The 18,910-nt window shown below is 69.3% G+C and carries 18 protein-coding genes; 8 read left to right on the top strand and 10 right to left on the bottom strand.

The features are described 5' to 3' along the window. Positions 1-84: 84 nt before the first annotated feature. The 5 genes from ACWGIC_RS28110 to ACWGIC_RS28130 all read right to left on the bottom strand — a co-directional run bounded on the left by ACWGIC_RS28110 (position 85) and on the right by ACWGIC_RS28130 (position 6,498). Complete coding sequence (locus tag ACWGIC_RS28110; RefSeq protein WP_452078925.1) at positions 85-2,454, bottom strand: glycoside hydrolase family 65 protein; 2,370 nt, start codon at positions 2,452-2,454, stop codon at positions 85-87. After that, positions 2,451-3,182, bottom strand: coding sequence for an HAD family hydrolase (locus ACWGIC_RS28115; RefSeq protein ID WP_452078926.1), 732 nt, complete (start codon positions 3,180-3,182; stop codon positions 2,451-2,453). The genes ACWGIC_RS28110 and ACWGIC_RS28115 overlap by 4 nt, the downstream gene beginning before the upstream one ends. 60 nt (positions 3,183-3,242) lie before the next feature. Further along, complete coding sequence (locus tag ACWGIC_RS28120; RefSeq protein WP_452078972.1) at positions 3,243-4,400, bottom strand: ROK family protein; 1,158 nt, start codon at positions 4,398-4,400, stop codon at positions 3,243-3,245. Positions 4,401-4,628: 228 nt separating this feature from the next. Further along, complete coding sequence (locus ACWGIC_RS28125) at positions 4,629-5,933, bottom strand: carotenoid oxygenase family protein (protein WP_452078927.1); 1,305 nt, start codon at positions 5,931-5,933, stop codon at positions 4,629-4,631. A 4-nt stretch (positions 5,934-5,937) separates the two neighbouring features. Further along, on the bottom strand, positions 5,938-6,498 hold the full coding sequence (locus ACWGIC_RS28130; protein WP_452078928.1) for a hypothetical protein: 561 nt from the start codon (positions 6,496-6,498) through the stop codon (positions 5,938-5,940). Positions 6,499-6,583: 85 nt separating this feature from the next. Between ACWGIC_RS28130 and ACWGIC_RS28135 the strand changes: the two genes are divergently transcribed. Both ACWGIC_RS28135 and ACWGIC_RS28140 read left to right on the top strand, forming a co-directional pair. Continuing rightward, on the top strand, positions 6,584-7,108 hold the full coding sequence (locus ACWGIC_RS28135; RefSeq protein ID WP_452078929.1) for a PadR family transcriptional regulator: 525 nt from the start codon (positions 6,584-6,586) through the stop codon (positions 7,106-7,108). Then, positions 7,072-7,668 (top strand): NUDIX domain-containing protein, encoded by a 597-nt coding sequence (locus ACWGIC_RS28140; protein WP_452078973.1) that lies wholly within the window; start codon positions 7,072-7,074, stop codon positions 7,666-7,668. Before ACWGIC_RS28135 ends, ACWGIC_RS28140 begins: the two co-directional genes overlap by 37 nt. A 23-nt stretch (positions 7,669-7,691) precedes the next feature. Here the strand turns inward: ACWGIC_RS28140 and mgrA are convergent, their stop codons facing one another. Then, on the bottom strand, positions 7,692-8,720 hold the full coding sequence (gene mgrA, locus ACWGIC_RS28145; protein ID WP_452078930.1) for an L-glyceraldehyde 3-phosphate reductase: 1,029 nt from the start codon (positions 8,718-8,720) through the stop codon (positions 7,692-7,694). Between the two features lie 197 nt (positions 8,721-8,917). On the opposite strand from mgrA, the gene ACWGIC_RS28150 reads away from it, so the two are divergent. Continuing rightward, positions 8,918-9,799, top strand: coding sequence for an AAA family ATPase (locus ACWGIC_RS28150; RefSeq protein WP_452078931.1), 882 nt, complete (start codon positions 8,918-8,920; stop codon positions 9,797-9,799). Continuing rightward, positions 9,796-11,169 (top strand): vWA domain-containing protein, encoded by a 1,374-nt coding sequence (locus tag ACWGIC_RS28155; RefSeq protein ID WP_452078932.1) that lies wholly within the window; start codon positions 9,796-9,798, stop codon positions 11,167-11,169. Before ACWGIC_RS28150 ends, ACWGIC_RS28155 begins: the two co-directional genes overlap by 4 nt. Here ACWGIC_RS28155 and add read toward each other — a convergent pair. Beyond that, entirely contained in the window at positions 11,147-12,130 is a 984-nt protein-coding gene (gene add / locus ACWGIC_RS28160; protein ID WP_452078933.1) for an adenosine deaminase, read from the bottom strand. The two genes, ACWGIC_RS28155 and add, sit on opposite strands and share 23 nt — an antisense overlap. A 123-nt stretch (positions 12,131-12,253) precedes the next feature. On the opposite strand from add, the gene ACWGIC_RS28165 reads away from it, so the two are divergent. After that, positions 12,254-12,457 (top strand): antitoxin, encoded by a 204-nt coding sequence (locus tag ACWGIC_RS28165; protein ID WP_452078934.1) that lies wholly within the window; start codon positions 12,254-12,256, stop codon positions 12,455-12,457. 849 nt (positions 12,458-13,306) lie between these two features. Here ACWGIC_RS28165 and recQ read toward each other — a convergent pair. Continuing rightward, on the bottom strand, positions 13,307-15,154 hold the full coding sequence (recQ, locus tag ACWGIC_RS28170; RefSeq protein ID WP_452078935.1) for a DNA helicase RecQ: 1,848 nt from the start codon (positions 15,152-15,154) through the stop codon (positions 13,307-13,309). A gap of 233 nt (positions 15,155-15,387) precedes the next feature. Here recQ and ACWGIC_RS28175 point away from each other — a divergent pair, with 233 nt between their 5' ends. Further along, entirely contained in the window at positions 15,388-15,831 is a 444-nt protein-coding gene (locus ACWGIC_RS28175) for a DUF6314 family protein (protein WP_452078936.1), read from the top strand. A 74-nt stretch (positions 15,832-15,905) separates the two neighbouring features. On the opposite strand, the gene ACWGIC_RS28180 is transcribed toward ACWGIC_RS28175, so the two are convergent. Further along, on the bottom strand, positions 15,906-16,055 hold the full coding sequence (locus ACWGIC_RS28180; RefSeq protein WP_158691473.1) for a hypothetical protein: 150 nt from the start codon (positions 16,053-16,055) through the stop codon (positions 15,906-15,908). Positions 16,056-16,305: 250 nt separating this feature from the next. Here ACWGIC_RS28180 and ACWGIC_RS28185 point away from each other — a divergent pair, with 250 nt between their 5' ends. Then, positions 16,306-16,812 (top strand): mycothiol transferase, encoded by a 507-nt coding sequence (locus ACWGIC_RS28185; protein ID WP_452078937.1) that lies wholly within the window; start codon positions 16,306-16,308, stop codon positions 16,810-16,812. An 897-nt stretch (positions 16,813-17,709) separates the two neighbouring features. Here ACWGIC_RS28185 and soxR read toward each other — a convergent pair. After that, positions 17,710-18,177: a redox-sensitive transcriptional activator SoxR gene (gene soxR / locus ACWGIC_RS28190; protein ID WP_452078938.1), complete on the bottom strand. Its 468-nt coding sequence runs from the start codon at positions 18,175-18,177 to the stop codon at positions 17,710-17,712. Positions 18,178-18,272: 95 nt separating this feature from the next. Here soxR and ACWGIC_RS28195 point away from each other — a divergent pair, with 95 nt between their 5' ends. Continuing rightward, positions 18,273-18,833 carry an NADPH-dependent FMN reductase gene (locus tag ACWGIC_RS28195; RefSeq protein ID WP_452078939.1) on the top strand — a complete coding sequence of 187 codons (561 nt, stop codon included), beginning with the start codon at positions 18,273-18,275 and terminating at the stop codon, positions 18,831-18,833. The last annotated feature ends 77 nt before the right edge of the window (positions 18,834-18,910 follow it).

Raw genomic sequence — 18,910 nt, forward strand, 5'->3', positions numbered from 1 at the left:
CTGCAAGAACTGACGACGCGGCGGAGGATTTCTGATCGGTGAAGCCGCTGACTTCGGGTCAGCGGCTTCACCGGCGATCCCGAGTCAGGCCCGGTCGAACTGCCGCACCTTCGACGCGTCCCGCCGCGCCGGGGCCCGCCCGATCGGCTGCACCGGCGCGGGGCCCGGGTCCAGCTTCGGAATCGGCAGCTCCACCGGTTCCTCGGTCACGGTGAACCGTTCGCCGTGGTGGACCAAGTCCAGCGGCGGCCCGTTGAGCACCCGGTACGTCGCCGCGCCGGGCCGGATCGACACCTGGAACCGGGTTTCGCGGAAGGCGAGGCGGAAGGTGAGGCCGCCGAGTTCGTCCGGCAGCCGCGGTGCGAACGACAGCTGGCCGCCGTAGTCGCGCAGGCCGCCGAACCCGGCCACGGCGGCTTGCCAGGCGCCGGCCAGCGAAGCCATGTGCAGGCCGTTGCGGACGTTGTTGTGCACGTCGTGCAGGTCGGTCAGCGCGGCTTCGGCGAGGTAGTCGTACGCCAGCTGCAGGTGTCCGACCTCGGCCGCGATGACGGCTTGCGTGCCCGCGGACAGCGAGGAGTCGCGGACCGTCCGCGCTTCGTAGTAGGCGAAGTCGCGGGCTTTTTCCTCCGGGCTGAACGAATCCCCGCACAGGTGCAGTGCCAGCACGAGGTCGGCCTGCTTGACGACCTGCTTGCGGTACAGGTCGAAGTACGGGTAGTTCAGCAGCAGCGGGTAGAAATCGTCGTCGGTGGCGGCGAAATCCCACTCGTCGTGCTGCAGGAAGCCTTCCGACTGCGGGTGCACGCCGAGTTCCTGGTCGTACGGCAGGGCCATCGCTTCCGCCGCGGCGCGCCAGGAATCGATCTCGACACTGTCCACTTCGAACTGTTCGGCGACGTCCGGATGCCGCTGGCACACGTCGGCCGCGGCGAGCAGGTTCTTGCGCGCCATCAGGTTCGTGTAGACGTTGTTGTCCGCCACCGCGGAGTACTCGTCCGGCCCGGTGACCCCGTCGATGCGGAAGTGCCCGTGGTGGTCGTAATGCCCGAGAGACGCCCACAGCCGAGCGGTTTCCAGCAGCAGTTCCGCGCCGCAGGTGCGCTCGAACTGCATGTCCTGGGTGGCGTTCACGTACCGCACGACAGCGTCGGCGATGTCCGCGCTCACGTGGAACGCCGCGGTGCCCGCCGGCCAGTACGCCGAACATTCCGCGCCGTTGATGGACCGCCACGGGAAAGCCGCGCCGCGCAAGCCGAGCTGCATCGCGCGTTCTTTCGCTTTGTCTATTGTGGAGTGTCGCCAGCCGAGGGCGTCGCGGGCGGCGTCCGGCATCGTGTACGTCAGCACCGGCAGGACGAACGTCTCGCTGTCCCAGAACGCGTGCCCGTCGTACCCCGGCCCGGTCAGGCCTTTTCCGGCGATAGCACGGGTTTCGCCGCGGGCCCCGGCCTGCAGCAGGTGGAACAGCGCGAACCGGACGGCCTGCTGGAGTTCCGGGTCGCCGTCGATCTCGATGTCCGAAGTGGCCCAGAAATCGTCGAGGAACTGGCGCTGCTCGGCGGCCAGGCCCTTCCAGCCGGTCTGCCGGGCACCCGCCAGCGCGGCCTCGACCTGCGCGCGCAGCGCCGGTGCCGAGCGTTGCGCGGACCAGCCGTAGGCGAGGAATTTGGTGACCCGCAATCGTCCGCCCTTGGGCACGTCGACGGCGGCGGTGAGCCGGGCGAGGTCCTCTTCGGCGTGGATGCGAGTGCGCAGGCCGTCGTCGACCTCGATTTTGTGGTCCATCGCGGCGGCGACCCGCAGCCCGGACATCCGGGTCTGGTGCACTAGCACCGCCTGGTAGCCCGCGGCGTGGCAGAACTCGCCGACCAGCGGCGCGTCGAGCGCGGCGGCCACCCGCGGATCGTGCGTGTCCGACTCGACCGGTTCGTTGGCCAGCAGATCGGACTGCACGACGAGCTGCAGGTCCTCGTCGAGCGGTTCGACCTCGTACCGGATCGCGGCCACCGCGCGCTGGGTGAAGGAAACCAGCCGTTCGGTGGTCACCCGCACGCGCCGCCCGGTGGGGGAGGACCATTCGGTGACCCGGCGCAGCGTGCCGCGCCGGAAGTCGAGCACGCGGTCGTGCGCGGTCGCGATGCCGTAGCGCATGTCCAGCGGCTCGTCCTCGACCAGCAGCCGGATGATCTTCCCGTCGGTCACGTTGACGACGGTCTGGCCTTCCTCCGGGTAGCCGTAACCGCCTTCGGCGTAGGGGAGTTCGTGCTGTTCGTAGAACCCGTTGAGATAGGTGCCGGGCAGCCCGCGCGGTTCGCCCTCCTCAAGGGTGCCGCGCAGTCCGATGTGCCCGTTCGACACCGCGAAGGCGGATTCGGTGCGCTGCAACGCATCCACGTCGAGGCCGCGCCAGCGCAGCTCCCACGGGGAGCATTCGTAACCGGATTCCGTCACTTGTCCTCCAGCAGGTCGGCGAGGTCGTCCACCACGACGTCGGCGCCGTGCGCGCGCAACGCGTCGGCCTGGTCTTCCCGGTTCACGCCGACGACGTAACCGAAACCGCCGGCTTTGCCTGCTTGGACGCCGGATTGTGCGTCCTCGAACACCGCCGCCTGCTTCGGGTCGACGCCGAGTTCCTTGGCCCCGGCCAGGAACGAATCGGGCGCAGGCTTGCCTTTCAGTCCGTCGCGGCGGATGACCACGCCGTCCACGCGGGCTTCCACGAACCGGGAAAGGCCGGCCGCGTCGAGGACTTTGGCGCCGTTCGCCGACGAGGTCACCACGGCGATCCGCAGCCCGGCTTGTTTCGCTTCTTCCAGGTAGCGCACGGAACCCGGGTACGGGTTCACCCCGCGCTCGTCGATGATCTTCAGCACGAGTTCGTTCTTGCGGTTGCCGATGCCGTTCACGGTCGGCGCGTCGACGGCGTCGTCTGGGCTGCCTTCGGGGAGTTCGATTCCGCGTGAGCGAAGGAATTCCCGCACGCCGTCGGCCCGGGGGCGGCCGTCCACGTAGGTCGCGTAGTCGGCGTCGGTGAATTCCCGGAAGCTGGCGGGGTCCTGTGCGCGCAGATATTCGTCGAACGTCCGTTTCCACGCCTCGCGGTGGAGCACGGCCGTCCCGGTCAGTACGCCGTCCAGGTCGAAGAGGCAGGCGGTGATGGTGTCGGGCAGTCCGATCATTCCTGCAACGTACCGGTCTCCGGCGTGGTTCGCGGGGCGCGGCACGACGTTCACTGAGCGTCAGGCGGCGCCTACGCGGCGGTCGAAGACGAGACGTTCGGCGGCGCGCAGGCCGACGCTGATCGCACCGGTGAGGACGCCGTCGTCGCCGAGTTCGCCTTGCACCACAGTCGTAGTGAGCGGGGTGAACGCGCGAAGCGCCCGGTCGATCGGCTCCAGCAGCAGGTCTGCCGCCGTCCCGACCCCGCCGCCGAGAACGATCAGCTCGGGGTCGATGACCGCGGCCACCGAAGCGACTGTGTACGCGAGCCGGTCTGCCTCCGCGGACACCGCGCGCTGAGCCAGTTCGTCACCCTCGCGGGCGAGGCGGAAGACTTCGCGGGCGGATCGCGCTGTGCCCAGGCCGAGTTCTCGCGCACCGCGAACCACGGACTGCGCGGCGGTGGCTTCTTCCAGATGCCCGCGCGCGGGCGGTTCGCCAGGTTCGTCGGTGACGCGCGTGCGGCCGTACGGCAGGTAGCCGATTTCGCCCGCCGCGCCGGTCGCGCCGCGGAAGACCCGGCCGTCGACCATCAGGCCCATGCCGACGCCGGTGCCGATAGTGATGCAGCCGACCACCGAAGCTCCCCGCGCGGCGCCGCTTTCCCATTCGCCGACCGCGGTGAGGTTCGCGTCGTTCTCCACCAGCAGGTCCGGCCCGAGCACCTGCTCCAGGTCGTCGAGCAGGCCCGGACGGCCCCAGCCGGGCAGGTTGGGCGCGTGCCGGAAGCAGCGCTTCACCGGGTCCGCGACGCCGGGGGAGCCCAGCACGCGGACCACGATGTCGTCGTTCGTCAGGCCCGCTTCGGCCACGATGTCCGCGGCCAGTTTGCCCAGCGCGGAGATCAGCGCGTTGCCGGAGCGGGCCGTGTTGCGCACGTCGCGCCGGGCGACCGTGGTGCGGCCGAGATCGGCGACCGCGACCCGGATGTGCTCGCGGCCGATGTCGAGGCCCAGCACGTAACCCGCGGTCGGGTCCGCCTCGTAGAGCACCGCCGAGCGGCCGGTGCCGGTGGACGTGTGCCCCGTCGCGCGGGCGAGCCCGGCCGCCTCCAGCGCCAGCAGCGCCTGGCTCACCGTCGGCTTCGACAGCCCGGTGTCCTTCGCCACCTGCGGCCGCGTCGCGGGCCCGCCGCGGCGCAGCAGGTCGAGCACCGCCCGCTGGTTGATCATGCGCATCCCGGCCGGGGTGCCGACCGGAGGTGTACCCGACCCTGCCACCTGCTGAGTTTCCTTCCCGTTCGGACTTCCGTCCTGCCACGGTAACCGGATTCGCCCCGCTTTGGCAGGAAAGTTTCTTTTCTTCCGGCTCGGGAGGACAGGCGGACGTCGTGGTCCCGACGATACGGGCTCGGCGGGCGGAACCCCGGGAAGGCACGCAGAGTTCGCCCTCCGCTGGTTGACGGGTCAGGCGTCCGGCAGCCAGTTGCCGTGGAAGCCGGCCGGCACGCGGCCCGGCAGATGGACCGTCGCGACCGGGTCCGCTTCGATGTCCTGCGCGTCGAGCACCACCAAGTCGCTGCGGTCGTCCGGTCCGTCGTAGACATACGCGAGCAGCCAGCCCGCGCCGTCCGGACGGTCGTCGGCCGGAACGAACACCGCTTCGCCCGGGATGTGTCCTTCCGGGAACAGATGCTCGCGCGCGGCGTTGGTGTGCAGGTCGTACCGGCGCAGCACGAGCGGACCTTCCGGGCTGTGCCATCCGGTGACGTGGCCGAAGCGGGCGTCGAGCCCGGCTAGCCGGTCGTCGATGCGGGGGAGCTCGCCGTTGCGGTCGTCGACCAGCTCCTCGGCGACCGTGCCCGCGGCCGGGTCGATCGTCCACCGCCAGAGCGCGCCCTTCGGATCCGGGACGCCCGGCCGGTACAGGTGCTCGTACCGCACGACGTGCACCACGATCCGGTCGTCGGCGGTGTCGTGCGCGTTGAGGGTGTGGAAGACGTAGCACGGGTTGATCTCGAACCAGCGCACGCCGTTTTCCGGGCGGTCGCGGCTGAGCAGGCCGAGCCGCGCGCCGTACGTGTCGCTCCAGCGGAACGGCACGCCGCCGTCGGTCGCGTGGTCGAACACCACCGGCAGGTCGAAGAACACGATGTGCGCCCGGGTGAGCGCGAAGTCGTGCATCATCGTCAGCCCCGGCACGTCGATCGGCTGGCGCAGCACGAGTTTCCCGGCGGCGTCGGCGCGGTAGTAGCTCACGTGCGGTGCGGTGATGCTGCCGTAGCCGAAGAAATGCAGTTCGCCGGTTTCCGGGCAGATCTTGGGATGCGCGGTCATCGCGTCGGCGAGCTCGCCGTCGAAATCGTAGACGCCGACGGTGTCGAGATCGGTGGTGATTTCGTACGGCAGCGAGGATTCCACGAGCGCGAGGGTGCGTCCCGCGTGATTGACGACGTGGGTGTTGGCGACGCTCGAACGCAGGTTTCGCGTGCCGTCGGCGTTGTACAGCACCGGATTCGGGATGTCGAAGCTCTCGGTGCGCACCCAGCGGTTGCGATACCAGGCGGCGCGGCCGTTTTCGAGCCGCACGCCGTGCACCATTCCGTCTCCGGTGAACCAATGCGCGCTGTCCTGGCGCGGGTTGGGCCCGTTGCGCAGGTACCAGCCGGTGAGTTCGGGCGGCAGGGCTCCGGTGACCGGCAGGTCGTAGGCGGTGAGTTCGTCGTGGACGGGGGCGTAGTGGCCTTTGAGATGGAAATCAGAGGTGGTCATCGATTCACGCGGCTTTCTGGGCACGAGCCCGGACGATGCGCGGATAGCGAACGGTGAACGAAATCGGAACCGCGAAGCCGAGCACCTTGAGCACGATCAACGCGACGGTGTCGTGAGGCGCGTAATGCAGCAGCACGGCTTCGGCGATGCCGGCGACCGTGAAACTGGCCGCCCAAACAGCGGTGATGACGACGTTGACCCGGCGAAACACCGCTGTCGCGGCGATTTCCGGCGGGACCATGGTTTTCGCGATCCCGAGCGTGAACGGCCGCTTCGCGGCGAGCGAGCCCCAGGCGGTCAGCGCCAGCCAGACATCGGTCAGCGCGCCGACGTAATCCCTGAGCGGCGAGGCCGGATCGCTGAACGACCAGAGCACGAGGACCGCGAAGAAAACGACCGCGGAGACCTCGATGAACAACGTGTCCCAGCCCTTGCCGCGCCGGCGTTCGAGCAGGAGCAGCCCGCCCGCGAGCACCAGCCCGGTCAGCCCGGACCAGCGCCAGTCGGCCTGCGTGGACACGACCGCGAAGGCGATCCACGGAAGGAAGCTCTTCAGGTAGTTCACCGGATCCCCCAACGTTCCTGTAGTGACATGTCAAAGCTAGAACGTGCGGACTGGACATGTCAATAGTGGAAGGTAGGGTGGGCGCATGACTTTGCGACACGCGGTGCTCGGACTGCTCGCCACCGCCCCGGGAAGCGGCTACGACCTGCTGAAACGCTTCGAAACGGCGATCTCGAGCGTCTGGACGGCCACGCAGAGCCAGCTGTACGGCGAACTGGGCAAACTGGAAAGCGCCGACTTGATCAAGGTGTCCGCGGAGGGCCCGCGCGGCCGCAAGGAGTACGCGATCACCGACGCCGGGCGTTCGGAATTGCGCAAGTGGCTGCTCGAGGAGAGGCCGCCGGCGCCGCGGCGGAACGAGATGCTGTTGCGGGTGTACTTCCTGGGCGAGGTCACGCCGGAGGAAGCGCGCGGATTCCTGAGCCGGCACGGCGCTTTCGCCGAAGGACTGGTCGAGGAACTGGCGGCGATCGACGCGTCGGTCGACTGGGACGACAGCGATCCGTCGCTCTACGGCCGGATGGCCCTGGAGTGGGGCAAGCGATACGCGGCGATGGAACGGGATTGGGCGGAGTGGGCGGCGGAAACGATCCGCACGGCCCGCGGCTGAGCATGACCGGCGACCAGACCCGACACTGCGGCGACGATGCGGTTTTCGCGCGCGATCTCCGGGACGAGGGCGAGCCCGAGGCCGAATTCAACCCGGGCATCGCCGAACGGTTTCCGCGGAAGAACGCGGCCGCGGGAGCGCTCGTCCGCGACGAACACGGCCGGATGCTGTTCGTCTGCCCGACCTACAAGCCGTTCCTGGAAATCCCGGGCGGCTTGGTCGAAAACGGCGAATCACCGCTGGCGGCGTGCCGGCGAGAGGTCCGCGAAGAACTCGGCATCGATGTGCCGGTGGGGCGGCTTCTCGTGGTCGATTGGCTGCCCGCGCACGGCGTCTGGCGGGACAGCCTGCAATTCGTCTTCGACGGCGGCGTGCTGAGCCCCGAACGGATCGGTGTCATCCGCCTGGCCGCGGACGAACTGAGCCGGTTCGAGTTCCTCGGCCTCGAGGCCGCTCAATCGCAGCTGCGGCCCTCGAAGGCGCGGCGAATCGCTCTGGCGCACCAAGCGTTTCTGGACGGGGAGACGTTTTACGGCGAGTTCGGCCGGAGGCTCGGGTAGCCCTCGCCTCCGGCCGGGCCGGGTCATCCGTCGGAAGACCGCTTCCAGATGTTGATGCCCTCCTCGGTGGCGTGCTGGTCGATCTCCGCCAGTTCCTCCTCGGCGAACGACAGATTGTCCAGCGCCGCGACGTTGTCCTCCAGCTGCTTCACGCTGCTGGCCCCGATCACCAGCGACGTCATCCGCGGATCGCGCAACGCCCACGCCAAGGCCAGCTGCGCCAACGTCTGCCCCCGCCGCCCGGCGACCTCGCCCAGCGCCCGGATCTTGCCGAGCTTCTCCTCGGTGATCGTGTCCGGGTTCAGCGATTTCCCTTGCGCCGCCCGGGAATCCGCGGGGACGCCGGAAAGGTACTTGTCCGTCAGCAACCCCTGCGCCAGCGGCGAAAACGCGATGCACCCGGCCCCGGCCTGCTCCAGGGTGCCGAGCAAATCGTCCGCCTCGGTCCAGCGGTTGAACATCGAATAGGACGGCTGGTGGATCAGCAGCGGCGTCCCCAGTTCCCGCAGCAACTGAGCGGCCTCCGCGGTCCGCGCGGAGTTGTAGGACGAGATCCCGACATACAGCGCCTTGCCCGACCGGACCGCCCGGTCGAGTGCTCCGACGGTCTCCTCCAGCGGCGTCTCCGGGTCGAACCGGTGCGAGTAGAAGATGTCGACGTAGTCCAGCCCCATCCGCCCCAGCGACTGGTCGAGGCTGGCCAGCAGGTACTTCCGCGAACCCCACTCGCCGTACGGGCCGGGCCACATGTCGTAGCCCGCCTTGGTCGAAACGATCAGCTCGTCGCGGTAGGGCTTCAGGTCGCTCGCCAGCAACCGGCCGAAGTTCTCCTCGGCGCTGCCGTAGGGCGGGCCGTAGTTGTTCGCGAGGTCGAAATGCGTGATGCCCAGGTCGAACGCGCGCCGGACGATGTCGCGCTGGACAGTGAGCGGGCGGTCGTTCCCGAAGTTGTGCCACAGGCCGAGCGAGATCGCGGGCAGCTTCAGGCCGCTGCGCCCGCAGCGGCGGTAGGGCATCGAGTCGTAACGGGCGTCAGCGGCAACGTAGGTCACCGGGCGATGCTAGCTGCTGGGTTGCTGGCGTCGTTGGCGACTTCCCGAGGGCATACATCGGATGACCCGCGGATGCTTCGGGTGCATCGCGGCTAGTGGGGAAAATTCTGGGCCAGAGGTCTGATGACTGGTCGGCGGGACGCTGCTTGTCGTTCCCGCCCAGTACAGTGCAGGTGAGCGATTGCTTAGGAGGCCACGTGGGCACCGGGTTTTTCTCGTCCGTCGACGACGTGTCGGCGCAGCTGGCCAAGGCCGGGTACCTCGCGTCGACCGCGGTCGCGACCACGGTGTTCCTCGCCGACCGGCTGGGCAAGCCGCTGCTGGTCGAGGGTCCGGCCGGGGTCGGCAAGACCGCGCTGGCGACGGCGGTCGCCGAGGTCACCGGCTCGCGGCTGGTGCGGTTGCAGTGCTACGAGGGCATCGACGAGGCCCGCGCGCTGTACGAGTGGAACCACGCGAAGCAGCTGCTGCGGATCACCGCGGGCCGCGACGAGACGTGGGACGAGGCGCGCACCGACATTTTCGGCGAGGAGTTCCTGCTGCGCCGCCCGTTGCTCACCGCGATTTCCGGCACCGAACCGACCGTGCTGCTGATCGACGAGACGGACAAGGCTGACGTCGAGATCGAGGGCCTGCTGTTGGAGGTGCTCGGCGATTTCCAGGTGACCGTGCCCGAACTCGGCACGATCACCGCGACGCAGCAACCATTCGTGGTGCTGACGTCGAACGCGACGCGCGAGCTGTCGGAGGCGCTGCGGCGGCGGTGCCTGTTCCTGCACATCGATTTCCCGGACGAGGACCTCGAACGCGAGATCGTCCGGCTGAAGGTGCCCGGCATCGAGGCCGCGCTGGCGGATTCGGTAGTGCGGGTGATCGCCGCGCTGCGGGCGATGGACCTGCGGAAACTGCCGTCGGTGGCGGAGACCGTCGACTGGGCGCGCACGCTGCTGGAGCTGGGCGCGGGCACGCTGGACGAGCGGGTGGTGCGCGAAAGCCTCGGCGTCGTGCTGAAGCACCAGGACGACATCGCGAAGGCCGGGGCCGGGCTGAGTCTCGACCAGGTGCTGGACGCGTCATGACCGCCGCGCCGGGCCTCACCGGACGGCTCGCCGAGTTCGTGCGGGCCTTGCGGGCGCAAGGCATCCCGGCCGGTCCGGGCGAGACGGCCGACGCGGCGGCCGCGCTGGAGGTGCTCGGCCTGGACGATCGCGAACTGGTTCGCGAAGGACTCGCCGCCGCACTGGTCCGCCGGGGCGGGCAGCGGACGGTGTTCGACGCTGCGTTCGACCTGTACTTCCCGGCTGGCGTCGGTGCCCCGGAGCTGGCGCGCGAAAATCCGCCGCAGGACCGGGAGGAACTGCGGGAAGCGCTCGCCGCCGCCTTGGCCGAAGGCGACGACCAGGCGTTGGACCAGCTCGCCGGAATCGCCGTGGACCTGCTGGGCCAGTACGGCGTCGGAACCGGCCCGGGCGGCGGGTACTCCGCGCATCAGACTCTCGACCGTCTGCAGCCGCAGACACTCATCGCCCGGGTGCTGGCCGCGATGCGCGCTTCCGGTGCCCCGGACGAGTTCACCGACCGGCTCACCCGCGACGAAATCCGCCGCCGCGTCGAGGGTTTCCGAGGCCGGGTGCGGACCGAAGCGCGCCGCCGTGCCGCCGAACTCCGGGGCCGCGAACGGATCGCCAAACACGCGATTGCTCCCGCAGCCGATCGCGTCGACTTCCTCATCGCCAGCCGTACGCAATTGGCCGAGCTGCGGCGCACCATTCAGCCGCTGTCCCGCAAACTCGCCACCAGACTTGCCGCGCGCCGCAAACGCACCACTCGCGGCCAGATCGACCTGCGCCGAACCCTGCGTCGTTCACTCTCCACCGGTGGCGTGCCCTTGCGCCCAGCCTACCGGCACCGGCGTCCTGGTCGCCCGGAAATCATCCTGCTGTGCGATCTTTCCGGTTCGGTGGCGGGTTTCGCGAACTTCACGATGCTGCTGGTGCAAGCGTTGCGGGACCAGTTCAGCAAGATCCGGGTCTTCGGTTTCGTGGACAGCGCCGACGAGGTGACGCACCTCGTGGACACCGGTGCCGCCGACCCGGAACAACTGGGCGCGCGAATGCTCAGCGAAGCCGCGATTGTCCGCTGGGACGGTCACAGCGATTACGGCCGCGCCCTGGGCCAGTTCACCGAGCACTGGCTGGACGCGGTCGGCCCGCGAACGTCTGTCCTGATCCTGGGCGACGCCCGCACGAACGGCGGCGACCCGAACCTCGGCGCCGTCCGCGTGATCCGCTCCCGCGCGCGGCACGTCCACTGGCTGAACCCCGAACGCCGATCCCTGTGGGGGACCGGCGATTCCGCCGCGCCGGACTACGCGGAGCTGGTGGAAATGCACGAATGCCGGAACGCGCAGCAGCTGGGCGTACTCGTCACGCGCCTTCTCCCGACCTGAGCCAGCTGTCAATCTCCTTGTGCAGCAACGCTTTGGTCTCCTCGGGCGCGAACGACGCGGCGACTGCGTTGCTCGCCAGCTCGGCCAGAGTCGTGTCGTCGTAACCGAAAACCTCACGCGCACGGGTGAATTCGTCGGTGATCGTGGTGCCGGTGACGTCCGGAACGTCAGTGTTGAGCGTGACCGCGAGCCCCGCCGCGATCAACTGGGGAAGCGGGTGCCGGGGGAGCGTCGGGACCAACCCGAGCACGACGTTCGACGAGGGGCACACCTCAAGGGCGATCCCGCTTTCCGCTACCTGAGCCATGAGCGCCGGGTCCTCCACAATGCGGATTCCGTGCCCAATACGCTCCGCACCGCCGATTTCGATGGCCTCGCGGATGCTGTCCGGCCCAGCGTCCTCGCCAGCGTGGTGAATGAGGTGCAACCCCGCTTCGCGCGCCCGGACGAACACCTCCTCGAACGGAGCCAGCGAGTGCCTCTCCTCGCCGGCCATCCCGATCCCGATGACCTCCTCGTGCTGCTTGGCCAGCTCCAACGTCTTCTCGGCCCGTTCGACCGACCGCCGCCGTGAGTGGTCGAGGATCAGCCGCCATTGCAGCCCATGGGATTTCCCGCCCTCTGACAGTCCTTTGAGGACCGCGTTGAGAGGCAGCTCAAGATCCCCGAGCCGTTCCCCGTGCGAGGCGGCGGTGAACGTGACCTCGACGTACCGAGTCCCCTGAGCGGCTTCGTCCGCGCAGAACTCGCGAGCGATCCGCTCGAAGTCTTCGGCGGTGCGCAGACACGACCGGGTGAGACTGTTGCGATCGGCGAACGCCCGAAACCCGTCGAACGCCGCTGGCTTGTCCGGCAGCTCGACTCCGTGGACGGCCGCGAGTTCCTTGAGCGTAGCGGGACGGATAGTGCTCTCGAGGTGGACGTGGAGGTGCACCTTGGGGAGGTTCGAAAGATCGCGCACGCGTTGGATGATGCCTGCCCCGTGCGTCTTCTGTCATCCAGGTTTCGCCCCCGGGAACCCGCGGCGATCGGGCGGCGTTGGGGTAGGTGACGGAGATTTCCGCAGGGGAAGGGATTTCGGGCGATGGCTTTGATGAAGAAACTCACCGTGCTGGCCGGTGCCGCGAGCGCGGTGTCGTATGTGCGGAAGAACCCGGAGAAGGTCAACGAAGCCGTGGGCAAGGCGGCGCGTTTCGTGGACGAGAAGACCAACGGGCGGTACCACTCGCAGATCGCGGGAGCGGTCCGGAAGGTCTCAGACACGACCCGGCCCCGGACGGCTGAGTGAGGCTCGGCTCTGCCTGATTCTGGCGGGGACGGTGGGCGGGGCCGGAGTGCGTGAGCGGTCTGCGTCAGCGGGCAGGCTTGCGGGACTGGCGCGCGTGAGCGGTGCCGGTTTGCAGGACCGGGGTGCGTGAGCGAGCACGTTTGCGTGACTGGTGTGAGTGAGCGGGCAAGGTCTGCAGGGCCGGGGGACCTCAGCGGGTTGGGTTGCGTGACCGGCCTGGGTGAGAGGGCAGGTCGTCAGGACCGAATGCCTCAGCGAGTTGGGCTGGCGGGCCCGGGCGTGTGAGCGGCACGGTTTGCGGGACTAGGGCTGGTCTGCGGGACCGGAGTGCGTGAGCAGATTTGCGGGGCGGGGGTTGCGTCAGCGGGGCAGGTTGGTGGGAGTGAGCCGCGTGAGCAGGGCGGCTCCTACGGGACTGGACTGGGTGAGCGGGCAGGATTTCAACCCTGAGGTGCGCGGCTGCTGCCGGATTCCTGGGTCTGGAGTGCGTGAGCTGGACCGGTTCGTTCTGCGGGAGTGAGGCGCGTGGCCGGGCCGGGTTCGCGGGACTGGGGTGCGTGGCTGAGGCAGGCTTCCCGGATTGGCGTGCGTGAGCGATGCCGGGTTGCAGGTCTGGGCGTGTAAGTGGGCGGGGCTGTGGGACTGGGCACGTGCGCGCGGGGCGGACCTGCAGGCTTGGGGCGCGTGGCCGGAGTCGGGCCGCGGCCCGTCCGCAGGTCTGACGCGGGCCTTTGGGTCCTAGCTGCCCGGCCGAGGGCGCGTTCGCCCGCCTCGGCACGCGAACGCCGGACCCGCACCGTTGCCCGGCAGACCCTAGGCACCCCGGCAACAGTCAGCTCCGCCCCTACCTCACTCCTCAGCCAGCGTTGCCAGCACTCCCTCCCCGTACTTGGCCAGCTTGCTCTCGCCCACCCCGCTCACCGTGCCCAGTGCGTCGAGCGTCGTCGGCATGAGCGTGGCGATCTGGCGCAGCGTGGCGTCGTGGAAGATCACGTAGGCCGGGACGCCCTGTTCCTTCGCCGTCGCTCCGCGCCAGGCGCGCAGGCGCTCGAACACCGGCGCCGCTTCCGCGGGCATGTCGACTGGCGCGGCAGCGGCTGTACGGCGGGAGGTTCGCGGAGCGCGCGCCGGGCGTTCAGGTTCGCGGCGCAGCTGTACTTCCAGAGAACCGTTCAGCACCGCGGCCGAACCTTCGGTCAGCACCAGCGACCCGTAATCCCCTTCGACCGCGAGCAGGTTTCGCGCCAGCAGTTGCCGCACCACCGCGCGCCACTCCTGTTCGCGCAGCTCCGTTCCGATGCCGAAGACCTTCAACGTGTCGTGCTGGAACTGGGTGACCTTCGGGGTCGTTTTGCCCAGCAGGATGTCGATGATCTGACCGGCGCCGAACTTCTGCCGCCGTTCGTTGCGCAGCCGGACCACTGTGGACAGCAGTTTCTGCGCGGCGATGGTGCCGTCCCAGCGTTCCGGCGGCGTCAGGCAGGTGTCACAGTTCCCGCACGGCTGACCGGACTGCCCGAAGTACGCGAGGATCTGCGTGCGCCGGCATTCGACCGTCTCGCACAGCGCCAGCATCGCGCTCAGATGCTGGGCCTGCAGACGACGGTGCATCTCGTCGCCCTCGGAGTTGTCGATCATTTTGCGTTGCTGCACCACGTCTTGCAGCCCGTACGCGAGCCAGGCGGTGGACGGCTGCCCGTCGCGGCCCGCGCGGCCGGTTTCCTGGTAATAGCCTTCCACCGACTTCGGCAGGTCCAGGTGCGCGACAAACCGGACGTCCGGTTTGTCGATGCCCATGCCGAACGCGATCGTGGCGACCACGACGAGCCCGTCCTCGCGCAGGAACCTCGCCTGGTTCTTCGCGCGGGTCGTCTTGTCGAGCCCGGCGTGGTAGGGCAGTGCCGGGATTCCGTTCTGCACCAGGAAATCCGCGGTCTTCTCCACCGAAGCGCGGGACAGGCAGTAGACGATTCCGGCGTCGCCCTGGTGCTCGGTGCGCAGGAGGTCGAGCAGTTGCTTCTGCGGCGAGTTCTTCGGCACGATCCGGTACTGGATGTTCGGCCGGTCGAAGCTCGCGACGAAATGTTTCGCGCTGTCCAGGCCGAGCCGTTGCGAGATTTCCTTGTGCGTGGCCTCGGTCGCGGTGGCGGTGAGCGCGATCCGGGGCACGTCCGGCCAGCGTTCGTGCAGCGACGAGAGCATCAGGTAGTCGGGCCGGAAATCGTGGCCCCACTGGGAAACGCAGTGCGCCTCGTCGATCGCGAACAGCGCGATTTTGCCGCGGTCGAGCAGCCGCACGGTGGATTCGACCGACAGCCGTTCGGGCGCGAGGTAGAGCAGGTCCAGTTCGCCCGAGACGAACGCGTCCTCCACCTCCTGCCGCTGCGCGAAATCCTGGGTGGAGTTGAGGAATCCGGCGCGGACGCCGACGTTGCGCAGCGCGTCGACCTGGTCCTGCATCAGCGCGATGAGCGGCGAGATCACCACGCCGACGCCCGGCCGCACCAGCGCCGGGATCTGGTAGCACAGCGATTTCCCGCCGCCGGTGGGCATGAGCACCAGCGCGTCGCCGCCGGAGATCACGTGCTCGACGATCTCCGCCTGGTCGCCGCGGAACGCGTCGTAGCCGAAGACGCGCTGCAGGGTCTCGAGAGCGGGGGAACGGGTGGCCTGCTCGGCCAGATCGGGGTGCGCCACTCGGCCGATTCTAGGGCGGCGGGCCGACCGGGCGAGCCTGCCCCGCCGGGTTCGGCGCGAGAGTCCCCCTCGCACCGGCCGTTTTCGGCGGTGGCGGCGGGTCTGGTCGCACAGGGTGAACAGCATGGCGACTGGTGACAGCCGGGATGACGGGACCCTTCACGCCGCCCTCGTGACAGACGGTGCCGAATCGGCCGCCCCAGCGCCGTTCGTGTGCGGTCCGGAGGCGCACAATGGGAGCCGTGGCTTTTCCGATCAACGACCTGACCGGGTACTTTTCCGGCGAATGGCAGCTCGTGCGCGAAATCGTCGACGTCGACGGAGCGGCGATGGGCGAGGCGAGCGGACGCGCGACCTTCACGTCTGACGACGGGGTGCTCGTCTACCACGAGTCGGGAGAGCTGCAGCTCGGAGCGCATCGCGGGCCGTTCGTCCGGACGTTGCACTACCGGCCGTCGGGAGGCCCCCGCGCCGCGGTGCACTTCGACCACGGCGGGTTCTTCCACGACCTGGACCTGGCGACCGGGGAGTGGACAGCCGAGCACCCGTGCGCCGCGGACTGGTACCGAGGGGCGTACCGCGTGCTCGACGATCGCCGGTGGGAGCAGGAATGGGTGGTGACCGGACCGGCGAAGGACCACGTGATCACGAGCCGGTTCACCCGCGCGGACAAGTGATCCTCGGCGCTTCGACCGCTGATTCCTCGCTGTCCCACGTGGAAACCAGCGGATATCGAAGCGTCCGGTGTGGACTACTTGCGCCGGTTGCGCAGAATCACCAGCAGAACCGTGATCGCTGAAATCGCGCAGGCGGCGGTGATCACCATGCCCGCCCAGGCGGGAATCGCGATACCGGCGATGTTGTCGAAACCGGGCAGGGCGCGGGGCGCGGTGATCGCCACTGGGCCCTCCGTTCGCGTCGTCGGCGTGCAGGTCGCTTTCGCGCCGGATTTTACCCGACGCCGGACGCCGCTGTCGGATCCGAAGTGGACGGTCGTGGTCACCGCTGGTAATCGACGGATTTTCCCGTGCCGCAACGGTTCGGCGGGCGCGAGTGGACCCCTCGCGCCCGCTGGAGTCACGATGCTGGGCAGCGGCCGTTCTTCGAGGCATGATCGAGGCAAGCGCACGACGACGGAGGAGGAGCGCGAAATGGATGTGGCCGATCTGCTCGTGGACGGATTCGGCCGGGTGCGGGAAGTGGTGCACCAGGCAGTCGACGGGCTGACCGCGGAGCAGCTGGCGGCGCGACCCGGCCCGGACGCCAACTCGATCGGCTGGCTGGTCTGGCATTTGGCGAGGGTGCAAGACGACCATGTCGCGGATGTCGCGGGAACCGGCCAGCTCTGGACGGCGCAGGACTGGCGCGAGAAGTTCGGCTTGCCGTTCCCGGCAGGCGACATCGGCTACGGGCACAGCAGCGACGACGTGGCCCAGGTGCGGCCGGAGTCGCCGGAACTGCTCACCGGCTACTACGACGCCGTGCACGAGCACACGGTGGCCTGGGTGGCGGGGCTCGACGCGGCGGCGCTGGACCGCGTGGTCGACGAAGGATGGAACCCGCCGGTGACGCTCGGGGTCCGGCTGGTCAGCGTGCTGTCCGACGACCTCCAGCACGCCGGACAGGCCGCCTACGTGAGGGGGTTGCTGCTGGGGTGATCGGAGCGGGGCGGCTGACGCGGCGGGCGGGCGACCGGTCTTGCCCGCGCGGCGACGGTTGGCTTCGGGCGACGGTTGGCTTCTGGCGGGCGCTGGTGGCGGGCGGTGGTCCGCGGGCGAGAGGCTGGGGCCTGTGGCTGGTGGTGGCCGGTGGCCGGCAGGCGAGAGGCTGGGTTCTGGGCCTGGTGGCGGCTGGTGGTCCGCAGGTGCGATGCCGTGGCTTGGGGCCGGTGGCCGGTAGCGGGTGGTGGTCGGTAGACGAGAGGCGGTCGCTGGTAGGCGAGAGGCGGTGGCTGGTAGCGGGGCAGCGGTCGGTGGGCGAGATGCCGTGGCGGTGGCTGGTAGCCGGGTGATGGTCGGCAGGCGCGATGCCCTGGCTTGGGCCGGTGGCCGGGCGCAGCGGCTTGCGGCCAGCGGGAGGTTGGGGCCTGAGCGGGTCTTGCTGGTAGTGGGCGGTGCCTTCCGGTGGTGTCTGGCGGGTGTTGGGCGGGTAAGCCACGACGGCGAGCCGCGAGTTGGCAGCCCGGGCACGGTGAGCCGGGCACGGCGCGGCGTCAAGCCACACAGCCATGGCCTGGGCCCACGCGGCGAGAGCCGGGCTGCCATGTTCGCTGGCCGTGCGGTATCGCTGGGTGCCGTTCCGTCTAGCTCCGCGGGCCTCAGCCGCCGGGGAAACTGAGCCCCCAAGGGGAAACTCAGCCCCCGGGGAAACTCGGCCAGCGGGGAAACTTCAGCCCCGGAGGAACTCGGCCCCCGGGGGAAAACTCACCCCGCGAACCTCAGCCCCCGAGAAACGTCACTTGCCGCCAATCCTCAGCCTCCGCCAAAACTCACTCGCCGCCAAACTTCAGCCTCCGCCAAACCCGCCTGCCGCCAAACCTCGGCCGCCGCAAGGCCTCACTCGTATCCCGTTCCCCGGTGGTCCGGCAACCGCCGCGGGCCGGGGCCGTCTTGGCCGAGCTGGTCCTGCGGGTTGGCGAGGCGGCATTTGGCCAGCGACATGCAGCCGCAGCCGATGCAGTCGTTCAGCTGGTCCCGGAGCTGTTCCAGCTGGCGGATGCGATGGTCCAGGTCGGAGCGCCAGCAGGACGAGATGCGGGACCAGTCGGCGCGGGTGGGGGTCCGGTCGTCCGGGAGGAGGGCCAGCACCTCGCGGATCTGCGCCAGCGGCATGCCCACCCGCTGCGACATGCGGATGAAGGTGACCCGCCGCAGGGTGTCGCGGCGGTAGCGGCGCTGGTTGCCCGCGGTGCGCCTGCTGCGGATGAGGTTCTCGTCCTCGTAGAACCGCAGGGCCGACGCCGGTACGCCGCTGCGGTGGGAGAGTTCGCCCACGGTCAGTTCGGGCAGCTCCGTCTTCGCCATGCGCTCAGCATAGCTTGACTTAAAGGGAGGTTGAAGTTCGAGACTCGTTTCCGGAGGCGGGAAACCTGTTCCGCCCCGGGAAAAAGGAGAAAAACGTGTCCGAAGCTCCTGTCCGGCTCGCTGTGCTCGTCGGCAGCGCCAGGGAAGGGCGGTTCGCCCCCACGGTCGTGCGCTGGTTCGCTCGCGAGGCCGAGCGGCACGGCGGGTTCGAGATCGACGTCCTCGACGTCGCCGAGATCTCGTTGCCGCTCGCGATGACCGGTGAAGGGGCCGCGCCCGTCGCTGCCCGGCTCGAAGCGGCGGACGCGTTCGTCGTGGTCACGCCGGAGTACAACCACAGTTACCCGGCCGCGCTCAAGAACGTCCTCGACTCGTTCCACGGCGAATGGCACGCCAAACCGGTCGGTTTCGTGTCCTACGGCGGGATTTCCGGCGGGCTGCGCGCGGTCGAGCACCTCCGTCCGGTCTTCGCCGAACTGCACGCGGTCACCGTCCGCGAAACCGTGAGCTTCCACTGGGCGCACGGCCAGTTCGGGGAGGACGGCGAACCGGTCGACCCGGCTGCGGGGACCGCGGCGAAGGCGTTGCTCGACCAGCTCGAATGGTGGGCTCGCGCGTTGCAGGACGCTCGGCTGGTGCGGGCTTATCCGGCATAACTGGAGCAGTGCGGGGTGGCGAAGGCCGGTGCGAGATCGGGCCTTGCCGAGGCGGGCCGGAAGCTGGTGGCGTGCCA

The sequence above is a fragment of the Amycolatopsis sp. NPDC054798 genome (assembly GCF_053611505.1).

Coding starts and splice junctions, on each gene's coding strand:
- ACWGIC_RS28115 (WP_452078926.1), bottom strand. CDS start 3,182: ATGATCGGACTGCCCGACACCATCACCGCCTGCCTCTTCGACCTGGAC.
- ACWGIC_RS28120 (WP_452078972.1), bottom strand. CDS start 4,400: ATGCGCATGATCAACCAGCGGGCGGTGCTCGACCTGCTGCGCCGCGGC.
- ACWGIC_RS28125 (WP_452078927.1), bottom strand. CDS start 5,933: ATGACCACCTCTGATTTCCATCTCAAAGGCCACTACGCCCCCGTCCAC.
- ACWGIC_RS28135 (WP_452078929.1), top strand. CDS start 6,584: ATGACTTTGCGACACGCGGTGCTCGGACTGCTCGCCACCGCCCCGGGA.
- ACWGIC_RS28155 (WP_452078932.1), top strand. CDS start 9,796: ATGACCGCCGCGCCGGGCCTCACCGGACGGCTCGCCGAGTTCGTGCGG.
- ACWGIC_RS28165 (WP_452078934.1), top strand. CDS start 12,254: ATGGCTTTGATGAAGAAACTCACCGTGCTGGCCGGTGCCGCGAGCGCG.
- ACWGIC_RS28175 (WP_452078936.1), top strand. CDS start 15,388: ATGGGAGCCGTGGCTTTTCCGATCAACGACCTGACCGGGTACTTTTCC.
- ACWGIC_RS28185 (WP_452078937.1), top strand. CDS start 16,306: ATGGATGTGGCCGATCTGCTCGTGGACGGATTCGGCCGGGTGCGGGAA.
- soxR (WP_452078938.1), bottom strand. CDS start 18,177: ATGGCGAAGACGGAGCTGCCCGAACTGACCGTGGGCGAACTCTCCCAC.